The following is a 13,684-nucleotide window of genomic DNA, read 5'->3' as shown; positions in this document are numbered from 1 at the left end:
ACACAGTCGCGAAATAGATCGGCGGCCCCGCCCGCGGTCACGGACGGGACGCTCAGCTAATAGGCGGTTGGCGCCGACCGGCACCGAACCTTTGTCATGAAAACTTCATGTGCCTGTGGGCTCAGAGCGGACGGCCGATGCCGTTGCATACGTTGGGGTTGTTCAGCCCTTGTGCGCTGGTTACTGGAATGAAGGTGTTGCGAATGGCGGTCTTCCAAGCAGCGGTCAGCGGGATCAGCTTCTTGTTGATGATTTCCTGATCGTTGCTGCTGGTGAAAACCGCGTTGTAGTGCTTGGCGAGGAAAATACGCACCGAGTTCAAATCTGTCGGGCTTCTGTGGCATTGGTTGAAGATAAAATAGGTGTAACCAACAATCGGGTAGCCACTGGCCGGGTTAGGCAATACCGGTGCCCACTTGGTCAGATCGGCACGGTCAACCGCGGTGGCTGGAGGTGCGATGTTGCTCAGGGCTGTCACTACATTGCCAACCGCTGGCAGCAAACCGTTGATTCGAGCCACTACCGCGTTATTGGTGGCATCCAGATTTTCAGGGCCGGCATAACCTATGGCTCCAGCGGTGGTCGCCACGGTACTGGCCACGGCCGCATCGCTGCGAACACCAATCCAGGACACAGGTTTGGTGCCCGCCTGGGCATTGACGAAAGTGCTACTGACAGTGGTGAACAACCACGCGCAGCGATTGCTCAGATGACGAGTGAGAATCTCCGAAGTACCGCTGCTGTCAGAGCGAAAGACCACGCGAACCGGTGTGGTATCGGAGGTACCGAGCACTTCACCCCAGGTACGGACGGCGCCGTTGTTGCTCGACAAGGCCACGCACAGTTGCTCGCTGGTCAAACTCAGGTTAGTGGTGCCAGCCTTGTTGTAAGGGATGGTCACTGAGGTGGCAGCCGATGGGAACTGCAGCAACGGGCCCCAGTTGTCAGGGGAAGAAGTCGGTACGCCTGGAGCCAGGTGCTCGGCCTGATAGGTGCTGATTTCACCAGCACTGAGTATCGAGTCGCTAGCCGCGTAATCCACCTTGGTACCGGCAGCCAGGTTCAGCCTGGTGGCATCGTTGCTCAAGAAGGCAACCTTGCCGGTGCCGCTGCCGACACCGATGTAGGGCGCAAACCCCACGGCGAACACCCCAGGGGTGGTGTACAAAGCCATCGGCAGCGTAGAGCCACCCCCCACGATGGCAGCCATCGATTGAGCCGAAGCCAGGGCGGCGACAACCAGGGTGCTCGCGATCAACGTGTGTTTGAACATCAGGAATCTCCTCGCAGGTTGAATGGATCTTGCTTAGGTGGCCGCTGTAACAGCCGTGGTTTCTCCCCCTCACGGCCCTGTTCGCATTGCTTGAACCAGGCCCAAGCCAGCTGGCCGCGATCAGGCTGGTCTGTGGGCTCAGCGCGGACGACCGATGCTGTTGCACACGCTGGGGTTGTTCAGGCTCAGGAAGCTGCTGCTCAGCAGGAAGTTGTCGCGCACGGCCTTTTTCCAGATTGCGTCCAGGGGAATCAGGTGCTGCGCGCGCAACTGGGCGTCGCTATTGGCCTGGGGGTTCGGGCCGAAGAGGCGCAGCAGCAGGCTGCGCAGCGCCGTAGCGTCCTGCGGGTCGCGGTAGCACTGGCCGAATATCAGGTAGCTGTGGCCGACGAGCCCGTAGCCGAAAGCCGGGTTGGCAATGGTCGGTGCCCACTTGTCCGGATCGACCCGATCGCTGAGGCTGGCGGGAGGCACGAACTGCGCCAGGCTGACCTGTTCGATGGCGGTGGGCGGCAGCAAACCGTTAATCCGCGCCACCTGGGCGTTACTGCTGATATCCAGGGCCGCGGGCCCCGTGTAACCGATGGCGCCTTCGCTGGCCGCGAGCGCGGCCAACAGAGCCTGATCGCTGTTCACCGCCTGCCAATGCCCGGGCAACGGCCCCTGGTGAGCCGTGGCGAACAGGTTACTGACCTTGAAAACCTGGGGACAAAGACTGTTGAGGTGGCGTGTTAGCAACTCGCTGGTGCCGCTGCGGTCGGCGCGGTAGATCACCTTCACCGACACGCGCGCATAGGCCGGGTTGATCTCGTCCCAGGTGCTGATGGTGCCGGCGAACAGGCCGCAGAGCATACCGCCGTTCAGGTCCAGGTCGGTCACCGGCTGGCCGCTGGCCAGGCGCACCCGGTAGGGAATCGCCACCGAGGTGATCGCCACCGGCACCTGGATCAGCGGGCCCCAGTCCGCGGCCGAGCCGGGCCCGGCAGCCGGCGCCTGATGGAGGCTACGGTAGTCGGCGAACTCAGTGGCGCCCAGCCGCGATTCGCTGCTGGCGTAATCCACGGAGAACCGCTCGGAGGAGCCCGGGGCCAGGGCCTGGCTGTCATTGCTCAGCAGCGCCCGCTTGCCCGCCCCGCTGCCGGCGGCGCGGTAGGCACCTGCCGCTGGCGGCAAGACACCGGGCGTGGTGAAGAAGCCCTGCATCAGGTAGGAACCGCCGCCGTCCAGGGCCGCCGAGGCCGGAGCGGTACAGAGGCCGGTCAAGGCCGCCACCAGGGCAAGCAACAGATATCTGGACATGGCAACTCCCTTTGCTGCCCGGGAGTGTTCCCCGGCAACTTGAAATTCGCGCGAAGAAAAAATCGGCAACGGCTTGCGCCGTTGCCGATCGGTGTTGTGGGTAGTAAGCCCAGGCCTGGATCAGGCTGGACGGCCGATACCGTTGCACACGCTGGTGTTGTTCACGCCCTGGGCGCTGGTTGGTGGAATGAAGGAGTTACGAATAGCGGTTTTCCATGCTGTGGTCAGCGGGATCAGCTTCTTGTCGATGATCGCCTGGTCGTTGCTGTTGGCGAAGGTGGCGTTGTAGTGCTTGCTCAGGAAGCTGCGGATCGAAGTGACGTCTGCAGCGTCCTTGTAGCACTGACCGAAGATGAAGTTGGTGTAGCCGACGATCGAGTAGCCGGTGGCCGGGTTAGGCAGTACCGGCGCCCACTTGGTCAGGTCGGCGCGGTCGGCGGCGGTGGCTGGAGGTGCGATGGTGCTCAGGGCGGTCTGTACGTTGCCCACGGTTGGCAGCAGGCCGTTGAGGCGGGCCACTACAGCGTTGTTGGTGGCATCGACATCTTCAGGACCGACATAACCGATGGCACCGGCGGTGGCAGCCACAGTGGTGGCCACGGCGGCGCTGCCGCTGACGCCGATCCACGAAGCTGGCTTGGCGCCTGGCTGAGCATTGACGAAAGTGCTGCTGACGGTGGTGAACACCGACGAGCAACGGTTGTTCAGGTGACGGGTGAGGATTTCCGAGGTACCGCTGCTACCGGTGCGGTACACCACGCGAACTGGAGTGGTATCGGAGGTGCCGAGCACTTCGCCCCAGGTACGGGCGGCGCCATTGTTGCTCGACAAGGCCAGGCACAGTTGCTCGCTGGTCAGGTTCAGGTTGGTGGTGCCGGCCTTGTTGTAGGGAATGGTTACCGAGGTGGCGGCCGACGGGAATTGCAGCAGCGGGCCCCAGTTGTCAGGGGAAGTGGCCGGTACGCCTGGGGCCTGGTGGGCAGCCTGGTAGGTGCTGATTTCAGTGGCGTTGAGAATCGAGTCGCTGCCTGCGTAATCAACGGTGGTGCCGGCTGGCAGGGTGGTGGTCAGCGAACCGATGTTGTTGGTCAGCACAGCGGTCTTGCCGCCGCCGCTGCCGACGCCGAAGTAGGCGCTGAAACCGGAGCTCAGTACGCCCGGAGTGTTGTACAGCTGTTGAGGCAGAGTGGCACCGCCACCAACGACAGCAGCCATCGATTGGGCCGAAGCCAGGGCGGCTACAGCCAGGGAAGCTGCGATCATAGTGCGCTTAAACATGAAGAATCTCCTTTCGTCGTGTGTATACGGAGGTCAATGGTTCTTGCATGACGCCATGGCGCTCAGATCCTCTGCCCTGCTCGGAGAGCGTTGTGTGGGTGAGGCCATGGGTAAGAAGTTCGCAGTTTCCGGTGACAGATAAAGGAAAAAACCTCGGGAGAAAGCGCTTGATTCCGGAAAACTTTCTCGGGTGTTCGAGGGCTTTGGCGCAGGGGTTTGCGCGCAGGTGACAGCGAGGTTTCCGGGCTTTTTTCAGCGGTTTTGGCGGGGCGCTGTGCGGGGCGCGGACCGGGGTCGATACGGATGGTCGCGTATGACAGAACGAGGAACCCGAGTTCGGCGGATTCGGCGCTCGGGTGGTGAACGGAGCACAGAAAAAAATTGCCTGGACCGACCCTTTCCCCTGTAGGAGCGAGCTTGCTCGCGATGCTCGTGAACCTTGACGCGGTTCTTCCCGAAACATCCCGCGGCCTTGAATTTTTTCGCGAGCAAGCTCGCTCCTACAAAAAAGCGAGCGGCCATCGATGCCTTTATTGCACCAGCTGGTTGATCTCGATGATCGGCAGCAGCACCGCCATGACGATCACCAGCACCACCCCGCCCATGACCACGATCATCAGCGGTTCGAGCAAGGCGGTCATGCCCATGGCGCGGCGCTCGATGTCGCGGGACAGGGTCTGCGCGGCGCGTTCGAGCATGGGCGGCAGCGCGCCGGTTTTCTCGCCGCTGGCGATCAGGTGGATCAGCACCGGCGGGAAGACTTTCTCGACCCGCAGCGCGGCGGCCAGGTTGACCCCTTCGCGGACCTTGGCGGTGGCGTCGCTGACGCTCTGGCTCAGGCGGTCGTTGGACAGGGTCTGGCGCGCCGCTTCCAGGGCGCGCAGCAGCGGCACCCCGGCGCCGCCGAGAATCGCCAGGGTCGAGGCGAAGCGCGCGGTGTTCAGGCCCAGCACGAAGCGCCCGATCAGCGGCAGGCGCAGCACCCGGCTGTGCCAGTTCAGCCGCGCCTGGGGGCTGCGCAGGTACAGGCGCCAGCTCCAGAAACCGCCGGCCAGCACGCCGAAGCACAGCCAGCCCCAGGCGCGGACGAAGTCGCTGGCGTTGAGCATCGCCAGGGTCAGCCCCGGCAAATCCTGGCGCGCCTGAGAGAAGGCGCTGACCACCTGGGGCACCACGTAGCTGAGCAGGAAGATCACGATGCCCACCGAGACCAGCCCCACCACGCCCGGATAGATGAAGGCGGTGAGGATCTTGCCGCGCAGGGTGTTGCGTTCCTCGATGTAGTCGGCCAGGCGTTCCATGACCTGGGCCAGGTCGCCGGACTCTTCGCCGGCGGCGATCAGCGCCCGGTAGATGTCGGGGAAGTCCCGTGGCCGCGCCGCCAGGGCCTCGGCCAGGCGCATGCCGCTGCGCACGTCGGCGCGCACCGCGCTCAGGGTCTGGGCGATGTGCTTGCGCTCGGCCTGCTCCACCGTGGCGCTGAGCGCCGCTTCCAGCGGCAGGCTGGCGCCCAGCAGGCTGGCCAGTTGGCGGGTGGCCCAGGCCAGGTCGTTGTCCGACAGCTTGGCGCTGAACAGGCTGCCGCCGCCGGCCTTGGGCGCATTGCTTTCCACCTGCACCATCAGGGCCGTCAGCCCACGGCCGCGCAGCACGCCGAAGGCCGCGCTCTGGCTGTCGGCCTCCAGGTGCCCGGTCTCGATCTTGCCGAGGGCGTCGGCGGCTTCGTAGCGATAACGGTTCATCAGGCGTCCCGGGTTACGCGAAGGATTTCTTCGGGGGCGGTGGCGCCGCTGCGCACCCAGCGCTCGCCGTCCTCGCGCATGCTGAACATCCCGGCGCGGCGGGCGGCAGCGCGCAGCGCCTGCTCGTCGGCGCCCTGGTGGATCAGGCTGCGCACGTCGTCGTCGATGCAGAACAGTTCGTGGATGCCGGTGCGCCCGCTGTAGCCGATCTGGTTGCAGGCCGGGCAGCCCACCGGGCGCCAGGTGCCGGGAGCGGCCGGATCGGGTTCCTTGCACTGCGGGCACAGGCGCCGCACCAGGCGCTGGGCCAGCACGCCGAGCATCGACGAGGCCAGCAGGAACGGCTCGACGCCCATGTCGATCAGGCGGTTGACCGCCGACACCGCGTCGTTGGTGTGCAGGGTCGCCAGCACCAGGTGCCCGGTGAGCGAGGCCTGCACGGCGATCTGCGCGGTCTCCAGGTCGCGGATCTCGCCGATCATGATGATGTCCGGGTCCTGGCGCAGGATGGCGCGCAGGGCCAGGGCGAAGGTCATGTCGATCTTGGCGTTGACCTGGATCTGGCTGATGCCCGGCAGGTCGTATTCCACCGGGTCCTCGACAGTGAGGATATTGCTGGTGCTGGCGTCCAGCCGGGCCAGGGCCGCATAGAGGCTGGTGGTCTTGCCGCTGCCGGTGGGGCCGGTGACCAGCACGATGCCGTGGGGCTGGCGGATCAGGCCGTCGAGCCTGGCCAGCAGTTGCGGGTCCATGCCGAGGGTTTCCAGTTGCAGGCGCCCGGCCTGTTTGTCCAGCAGGCGCATCACCACCCGTTCGCCATGGCCGGTGGGCACCGTGGACACGCGGATATCGATCGGTCGCCCGGCCACGCGCAAGGCGATACGGCCGTCCTGGGGCAGGCGTTTTTCGGCGATGTCGAGCTGGGCCATGATCTTGATCCGCGACACCAGCGCGCCATGCAGGGCCTTGCGCGGCGAGACCACGTCGCGCAGCGTGCCGTCGACCCGGTAGCGCACCACCGAGTGGCTTTCATAGGGTTCGATATGGATATCGCTGGCCTCGTCGCGCGCGGCCTGGGTCAGCAAGGCGTTGATCATGCGGATCACTGGCGCGCCGTCCTGGGTGTCCAACAGGTCGGTGATTTCCGGGATGTCCTGCATCAGCCGGTCGAGGTCGACCTCGTTCTCCGCGGCGCCGACCACGGCCGCCGCGCTGCCGGTGTCGGAATAGGCGCTGGCCAGCAAGCCGTCGAGTTCCTCGTCGCGCACCCGCTCCAGCCGCGCCTGGCCGAACTGGCGGCGCACCTCGCTGATCGACCAGCCGGGGGTCGAGGGGCAGACCACCAGGACCGGGCCTTCCTCGCTGTGGCGCAGGAGGATGCGTTGGGATTTGGCCCAGGCGTAGGGGAGCTGCTGGTTCATGCGGACACCTCTAGGTCATGACCGTGTACATATCCGTTACTGCGGTCACGGCCACTTAGGATTTCGCCCTTACGGCGAGTCACTTTGAAACCCGGAGTGCCGGCCAACCCAAAGTAACCAAAGGCTCTTGCCCCCAGCGTCCGGTCCTCGCTAAGGCTCGGATTCCCTCGCTCCGGTCCTGCTCCGTGGGCCGCCGCCACAGGCCATCCATGGCCTGGGGCGGCTAACCCGGCATCCCTGCCGGGTTGCCCACTGCGCAGAACCTCCACTCGGCCTCCCGACGGGGCAAGAAAATCAAAAGCCACAGCCAAGCGAGGCGACCTGCCAGTCGGCCTGGATTCGACCGCGATCCCTGTAGCCGCTGCCGCAGGCTGCGCACGACTGCGCAGCAGGCGCAAAACCTGTGCACGCGGTTCGGCAGATACACCCCAGCGGCCGCTGCGCGCCCGTACGCAGGCTTCGCCAGCGGCTACACAAAGCCGCGCCAACCCGATCCCTGTAGCCGCTGCCGCAGGCTGCGCACGACTGCGCAGCAGGCGCAAAACCTGTGCATACGGTTCGGCAGATACACCCCAGCGGCCGCTGCGCGCCCGTACGCAGGCTTCGCCAGCGGCTACACAAAGCCGCTTCAACCCGATCCCTGTAGCCGCTGCCGCAGGCTGCGTACGACTGCGCAGCAGGCGCGAAACCTGTGCATACGATTCGGCAGAAATCCCCCCGCGGCCGCTGCGCGCCCGTACGCAGGCTTCGCCAGCGGCTACACAAAGCCGCTTCAACCCGATCCCTGTAGCCGCTGCCGCAGGCTGCGTACGACTGCGCAGCAGGCGCGAAACCTGTGCACGCGGCTTGGCAGATACACCCCAGCGGCCGCTGCGCGCCCGTACGCAGGCTTCGCCAGCGGCTACACAAAGCCGCTTCAACCCAATCCCTGTAGCCGCTGCCGCAGGCTGCGCACGACTGCGTAGCAGGCGCGAAACCTGTGCACGCGGTTTGGCAGATACACCCCAACGGCCGCTACGCGCCCGTACGCAGGCTTCGCCAGCGGCTACACAAAGCCGCGTCAACCCGATTCCTGTAGCCGCTGCCGAAGGCTGCGCACGACTGCGCAGCAGGCGCGAAACCTGTGTATCCGGTTCGACAGAAATACCCCGGCGGCCGCTACGCGCCCGTACGCAGGCTTCGCCAGCGGCTACAAAAGCGGCGTAAAACGCGCTTGGCTTTTGATTTTGCTCTTGATTCACCCGCCCCGTTCCCAGAGGCCGAACGCAGGCGTTGCGTAGGGGGCAGCGCGGCAAGGATGCCGCGCTAGCCGCCCCCGGCCAGGGATGGCCGGTGGCGGCGTGCCCCCGGAGCAATGCCGGAGTGAGGGCACCCCGAGCCTTAGCGAGGGGCCGTATGGAGGGGCAAGCGTTTTTGGTTACTTTTGGGGTGTTTGCCAAAAGTGACCCGCCGTAAGGGCGGAACCCTAAGTGGCCGTTACCGCAGCAACGGATATGTACACCACATGTAAACCCAATCACCCCACTCATTGCACCGGCACCGCCCTAATCGTCGCCCTAGGCCCTTGCCCCTGCCCCTGCCCCGGCAACGACACCGGCGTCGGCGCCGTCCCCGGAATCGCCTTGGTCGCCGTCGGCAATTGCGGCGCCTGCATGTCCGGCATCGCCCAACTGCGCTCCGGCTGCAACCCACCCTGGGCCCGACGCATGAAGTCGTAGCGATTAAGGGTAATGCTGCGCCCCGCCGCGCTGTCGCGAATGATGTAGGGCCGCAGGAACACCATCAGGTTGGTCTTGTTGGTCGAGCGGCTCTCGTTGCGAAACAGCGCGCCGATCCCGGGAATGCTCGACAGCCACGGCACCGCGCTGTTGCTCTGGCTGTAGCCGTCCTGCAGCAAGCCGCCGAGGACCATGATCTGGCCGTCGTCGAGCAGGATGCTGGTGTCGATCGCACGCTTGTTGGTCACCGTGCCGGCCTCCACCGAGGCGCGCGGGTCGACGCTGCTGACCTCCTGGTAGATGTCGAGCTTGACCGTGCCGCCCTCGGAAATCTGCGGCCGCACATTGAGCTTCAGGCCCACCTCTTCGCGCTGTACGGTCTGGAACGGGTTGTTGCTGGTGCCGCCCCCGCCGGTGACGTAGCTGCCGGTGACGAAGGGAATGGTCTGGCCGACGAAGATGCTCGCCGCCTCGTTGTCCAGGGTCAGCAGGTTCGGGGTCGACAGCACGTTGGTTCCGCCCTTGCTCTTCAAGGCCCGGGCCAGCACCTTGAGGTCGAGGACCTTGCCGATCCCGGGGATGTCCACGGTGCCGTTGACCAGGCCGACGCTGAGGCCCTCGGGCATCACGTCGAGGCTGGTCTTGCCGTTGAGATTAATGTTGCTGCCGCCCAGGTTGGCGCCGCCGATGATGCCGTTGCCACCCAGGTTGCCGGTCTGCCATTGCACGCCGAACTCGGCGGCGTCGTCCTCGTTGACCTCGACGATCAGGCTTTCGACAACCACCTGGGCGCGGCGCTGGTCGAGCATGTCGATGACTTCGCGCAGGTTGCGGTACAGCGGTTCCGGCGCGGAAATCAGCAAGGTGTTGGTGGTGGCGTCGGCCTGGATGGTCACGCCGCCGGCGCTGAACGCGGTGTTCTGCTCGCCGTTCTGGGTGCCGCCCTGGCTGCTGCTGGAACTGCCGCCCTGGGCATACCCGCTGCCGGAACTGCTCCCGCCGCCGAGGCTTGCGCTGCCGCTGGTGGAACCCGTGCTGCCGCTCTGGTTGCTACCGCTGCTGCCCTGGCCGCTCATGCCGCCCATGCTGCCGAGCATGGCCCGCGCGTTGTCGCCAGTGCCGCTGTCGCTTTCGCCGGTGAGCAGGCCGCGCAGGGCCTGGGCCAGCTTGCCGGCCTGGGCGTTGCGCAGGTACACCACGTGCAGGTTGCTCGGGTTGCTCTGGGCGTTGTCCAGTTTGTAGATCAGGTTGCGCGCCAACTCCGTGCGCTCGGGACTGCCGGTGCGGATGATGATCGAATTGGAGCGCGGATCGCCGACCACGCTGATCTTCTGGGTCGGGTCGGCGCCCTGGGACTCCAGCAGTTCGGAGACCATGCCGGCGATGTCCACGGCGATGCCGTTCTGCACCGGCACCACGTCGGTGTCCAGGGCGCTGGGGATATCGATACCTTCGATGATCTGTGCGACCCGGGTGAGGTTCTCGGCGTAATCGGTGATGACGATGCTGTTATTGCCCGGGTAGGCGTTGATCGGGTTGTTCGGCGACACGATCGGGCGCAGCACCGGGATCAGGTTCACCGCGTTTTCGTATTGCAGGCGGAAAGTCCGGGTCAGCATGCCGTTGGCCGACGGCTTGCCGGCGTTGTAGATCGGCCCGCCGAGCAACTTGGCGTCGGCTTCCGGCACCACCTGGGCCACGCCACCGACGTCGACCACGCTGAAACCCTGCATGCGCAGGGCCGCCAGCAGCATGTCGTAGGCCTGGTGGGCCGGCACTTCGCCTTCGCTGACCAGGGTCAGGTTGCCCTTGACGCGCGGGTCCACCAGGAACTGCTGGCCGGTGGAGCGCGCCAGGGCCCGCACCACCGCCTGGATATCGGCGTCGACGAAGTTCAGGCGCACCGGCTGGTCGCCCAGGGGGTTGCGCACCACCGTATTGCTCGCGGCGCTGCCCGGCCCGCGGCCGGGGCGGCTGATCGGATGCTGGTATTTGGGCCGTTGGGTCTGTTGCGCCTGGGCCTTCTGCCGCTCGGCCACCACGTCGCCGCCGCTGCGGTTGGTCTCGGCCAGGGGCTGGCCCAGCTCGCTGTCCACCAGCAGCGGCGCCTGCGGCCCTTTGTTATTGCTGCACGCCGCCAACGCCAGGACCAAGGGCCCCAGCAAGAACAGCGGTCGCGCCTTGCGACACTGGCGAGCGTAGAAAGAACCTGACCACTTCATGAAGCTTCCTTAGCGCCAAGCGCCTGATCCATGCGAACGGTTCCGGACAGTTTGCCTGCCGTGCCATCGATGTCGGCCGGCCCCGCGCGTTGCAGGCGGGCCTCCATCACTTCCAGGGAAAACTGCCGGGGGTTGCCCAGCAGCCAACCGACCACGGCGTCCGCCGGGGCCTCTTGAAAACTCAGGTGCCAGGCCGCGGCGTCGCCCTCGCCGGACGCCTGCAACTGGTACACCCCCTGCAAGCCGGCGGCGTCCAGGGTCTGGCGCAGGGACTGTTCAAGGTCCTGCCCGGTGTCGCCGCCGCGTGGGCCGCCGGCCTCGTGCAGCAAGACCTCCAGGGCTTCGGCCTGGGAGCGCAGCTTGGGGATCTCGGCCTGCCAGTAGTCGATTTTCTTCAGCGCCGGTTCGATCAGCAGCAGCCATACCAGCAGGCCGCCGAGCACCACCGCGGCGCCGCTGAGCAGGCGTTGCTCGCGCAGGGCCAGGCCGTTCCAGTACAGCCGCGCCTGGGCGAGCTGACGCTGCCAGCGCTCGCGATAGCGGCCGAGGGTCTGCTTATTCATCGGCATCGTCCTCGCTGTCGTCGTCTTCCATCGGCACCGCACCAGGGGCATCGGCGGACGCGGCGCGCAAGGTCCAGCCCTGCTCGCCCGGGCTGGCCTGGACCCCGGCCTGGCTCAGCAACCCCTGCCAGCCGCTGTCGGGCGCCGGCACCCGGGTATCGCCGAGCAGGTTCAGGCGCAATTCGCCGTTGTCGTAGTCCAGTTGTTCGACGCCGCCGACCATGAACGGCATGGCGTTGCCGGCCTGTTGCACCAGGCTGTTGAAACTCTGCGGGGCCTCGCCGCTGGCGCCGCTCTGGCGCGCCGCCAGTTGCTGGCGCGCCTGTTGCAGCGGGTTGAGGATCACCGGCAACTCGGGAAACACCTGGCGCACCCGCTGGCTCATCTGCGCCTTGAGCTGCTGGCCCTGGGCCGCCTGCTGCGCGGCATACAGGTTCAGGCCCAGGGTCCAGACCGCCAGCGCCACCGCGCCCAGGGTCGCGGCACGGCCCCAACCCTGCTGGCGCCGCCCGTGGTTCGACAAGCCGCCGTGCAGGCCCCAGCCCGGCAGCGAGCCGCTCCAGCGCTGCGCCTGTGGCAGTTGCTCCAGCGCCCCTGCCGGAGCGCCGTCGCCCACCCATTGCAAACCGGCGCCGTTGGCCAGCAAGGCCTGCACGGCGTCTTCGGCCAGCGGCTGCACGCTGCCGTGCTGCGGCCCGTGGCGCAGCAGCAGGTGCTGGTCCAGCAGGCTGGCGGTCAACTGGCCGGCCGCCGGCACCGGCAAGGCATAGGGCGCCGGGTACAGGCCGCGCAGTTTCAGCCCGGCCTGCTCCAGCACCTGCCCCAGCCGCGCCAGGGCCTCGCGCGGCAGCCAGCTGATGTGCACCTGGCCCTCGGCGTCGCGCGGGCTGTGGGCCACATGCATCTGCTCGCCCTGGCCGAGGATCAGCGCCTGGGCGGCGCAGGCCACCGCCGCGCTGACCTTGGCCGGCGCCAGGGCCGGCAACTCGATGCTCGCCAGCAGGCTGTCCTCGGGGTGCAGGAAGCACTCCAGGGCCGGCGCCTTGGGCGTCTGCCCGAGTTGCATCAGGCTGGCGACGCCGGTGTCCCCGACCTGTTCCTCGCGGCCGAGCCGGGCGAACACCACCGGGCTCTGGACGGTCAGCGTCCGCAGCGGCGGCAGGCTGACGCGCAAGCGGCTCATACGCCCACCCGCGACCAGATCACCCGGGGCATGTTGTCTTCGTCGCGGTGCAGCAAAGCCAGCAGCGTGACCCGGCGCCGCTCGCCGCGGGCCTGGCCCTGCAGGCGGAACCATTGGCTGGTGATGCCGACGCGCACCGCGTCCGCCGGCACGCTCGGCATGCGCAGGCGGTTGATGAAATCGCCCTGGTTGATGAACCACTGGCCGCTGTCGCGCTCGGCGACCATGGCCCGGGCCCGCGGCAAGGCCAACCCCGGCACCGTCGCGGCCAGTACTTCGGCGCTGGCAGTATTGCCGTTGACCCAGGTATTGGCCGGCAGGATGGTGACGAAAGGCTCCAGGCGCGCCAGCAGCTTGTCATCGACGCCGTCCACCGCCAGCAGGTCGTCGAGGCTGCGCAGCATGGGTTGTTTGGCCGGCAGCGGCTTGCGCGCGGCCTCCGGCGACGTGTCGCGGCCGCTCTGGAAAGCGGCCTTGGCCAGCGTCGGCGCGCCTTCCGGGCTCAGCTGCCGCGGGTAGGACGCGATCACCCGCTGGCTGATGCGCTGGCCGAGGGTCGCGCTGACCCCGAGCAACTCGCACAGGCGCTGGAAATTCTCCAGTTGCAGGTTGTCCAGACGGTCGTCGGCCAGCAGGTTGCGCAGGTTGAACTTGCCCTGCTCGTCCTCCAGCCGGCCCTCGAACGGCCCGCTGCCCGGGCCCAGCGCCGCCAGTTGGATCGGCCGCGCCCAGGGCTGGTCGAGGCGAGTCAGCACGTCGCGCTGGCGATCGTCCCAGAGGCGCTGGCGGCTGACTTCCAGGCCGCCCTGCAACAGCCAACTGCCCTGGACCCGCAGTTGCTCGCTTTCCAGGCCGCGGGTGAACAGGGTCTGGCGGGTGAGCATGCCGCCGGCGATCACCGCCACCACGGCGGCGATCAACAAGGCGCTGATAATGGCCATGCCGCGTTGTCTCGCCGCGGTCGGCGGTCCGGCTGTCATGGCCG

General features: G+C 66.8%; 9 protein-coding genes. All 9 read right to left on the bottom strand.

Translation table 11 applies throughout. The features are described from left to right. Nucleotides 1-121 precede the first annotated feature (121 nt). The 9 genes from BTN82_RS13385 to gspK all read right to left on the bottom strand — a co-directional run bounded on the left by BTN82_RS13385 (nucleotide 122) and on the right by gspK (nucleotide 13,679). Complete coding sequence (locus BTN82_RS13385; protein WP_075119591.1) at nucleotides 122-1,273, bottom strand: substrate-binding domain-containing protein; 1,152 nt, start codon at nucleotides 1,271-1,273, stop codon at nucleotides 122-124. A gap of 138 nt (nucleotides 1,274-1,411) precedes the next feature. Continuing rightward, nucleotides 1,412-2,572, bottom strand: coding sequence for a substrate-binding domain-containing protein (locus tag BTN82_RS13380; RefSeq protein WP_075119590.1), 1,161 nt, complete (start codon nucleotides 2,570-2,572; stop codon nucleotides 1,412-1,414). Between the two features lie 120 nt (nucleotides 2,573-2,692). Continuing rightward, entirely contained in the window at nucleotides 2,693-3,850 is a 1,158-nt protein-coding gene (locus BTN82_RS13375) for a substrate-binding domain-containing protein (RefSeq protein WP_075119589.1), read from the bottom strand. Between the two features lie 530 nt (nucleotides 3,851-4,380). Continuing rightward, complete coding sequence (gspF, locus tag BTN82_RS13370; protein WP_075119588.1) at nucleotides 4,381-5,592, bottom strand: type II secretion system inner membrane protein GspF; 1,212 nt, start codon at nucleotides 5,590-5,592, stop codon at nucleotides 4,381-4,383. Continuing rightward, entirely contained in the window at nucleotides 5,592-7,013 is a 1,422-nt protein-coding gene (gene gspE, locus BTN82_RS13365) for a type II secretion system ATPase GspE (protein WP_075119587.1), read from the bottom strand. The genes gspF and gspE overlap by 1 nt, the downstream gene beginning before the upstream one ends. A 1,525-nt stretch (nucleotides 7,014-8,538) precedes the next feature. After that, nucleotides 8,539-10,953, bottom strand: coding sequence for a type II secretion system secretin GspD (gene gspD, locus BTN82_RS13355; RefSeq protein WP_075119586.1), 2,415 nt, complete (start codon nucleotides 10,951-10,953; stop codon nucleotides 8,539-8,541). Continuing rightward, nucleotides 10,950-11,516 carry a type II secretion system protein GspM gene (gene gspM / locus BTN82_RS13350; protein ID WP_075119585.1) on the bottom strand — a complete coding sequence of 189 codons (567 nt, stop codon included), beginning with the start codon at nucleotides 11,514-11,516 and terminating at the stop codon, nucleotides 10,950-10,952. Before gspM ends, gspD begins: the two co-directional genes overlap by 4 nt. Continuing rightward, nucleotides 11,509-12,699 (bottom strand): type II secretion system protein GspL, encoded by a 1,191-nt coding sequence (gene gspL / locus BTN82_RS13345; protein WP_075119584.1) that lies wholly within the window; start codon nucleotides 12,697-12,699, stop codon nucleotides 11,509-11,511. Before gspL ends, gspM begins: the two co-directional genes overlap by 8 nt. Next, entirely contained in the window at nucleotides 12,696-13,679 is a 984-nt protein-coding gene (gene gspK, locus BTN82_RS13340) for a type II secretion system minor pseudopilin GspK (RefSeq protein ID WP_075119583.1), read from the bottom strand. Before gspK ends, gspL begins: the two co-directional genes overlap by 4 nt. Between the last annotated feature and the right edge of the window lie 5 nt (nucleotides 13,680-13,684).

Source organism: Pseudomonas chlororaphis, assembly GCF_001921865.1.
GTDB classification, from domain to species: Bacteria; Pseudomonadota; Gammaproteobacteria; order Pseudomonadales; family Pseudomonadaceae; genus Aquipseudomonas; species Aquipseudomonas chlororaphis_D.
The sequence above is the reverse complement of the archived record's forward strand: the minus strand, read 5'-3'. Positions and strand labels throughout refer to the sequence as shown.

What these genes read in the sequence shown, in the direction of transcription:
- BTN82_RS13385 (WP_075119591.1), bottom strand. Translation starts at nt 1,273, where the DNA reads ATGTTCAAACACACGTTGATCGCGAGCACCCTGGTTGTCGCCGCCCTG.
- BTN82_RS13380 (WP_075119590.1), bottom strand. Translation starts at nt 2,572, where the DNA reads ATGTCCAGATATCTGTTGCTTGCCCTGGTGGCGGCCTTGACCGGCCTC.
- BTN82_RS13375 (WP_075119589.1), bottom strand. Translation starts at nt 3,850, where the DNA reads ATGTTTAAGCGCACTATGATCGCAGCTTCCCTGGCTGTAGCCGCCCTG.
- gspF (WP_075119588.1), bottom strand. Translation starts at nt 5,592, where the DNA reads ATGAACCGTTATCGCTACGAAGCCGCCGACGCCCTCGGCAAGATCGAG.
- gspE (WP_075119587.1), bottom strand. Translation starts at nt 7,013, where the DNA reads ATGAACCAGCAGCTCCCCTACGCCTGGGCCAAATCCCAACGCATCCTC.
- gspD (WP_075119586.1), bottom strand. Translation starts at nt 10,953, where the DNA reads ATGAAGTGGTCAGGTTCTTTCTACGCTCGCCAGTGTCGCAAGGCGCGA.
- gspM (WP_075119585.1), bottom strand. Translation starts at nt 11,516, where the DNA reads ATGAATAAGCAGACCCTCGGCCGCTATCGCGAGCGCTGGCAGCGTCAG.
- gspL (WP_075119584.1), bottom strand. Translation starts at nt 12,699, where the DNA reads ATGAGCCGCTTGCGCGTCAGCCTGCCGCCGCTGCGGACGCTGACCGTC.
- gspK (WP_075119583.1), bottom strand. Translation starts at nt 13,679, where the DNA reads ATGACAGCCGGACCGCCGACCGCGGCGAGACAACGCGGCATGGCCATT.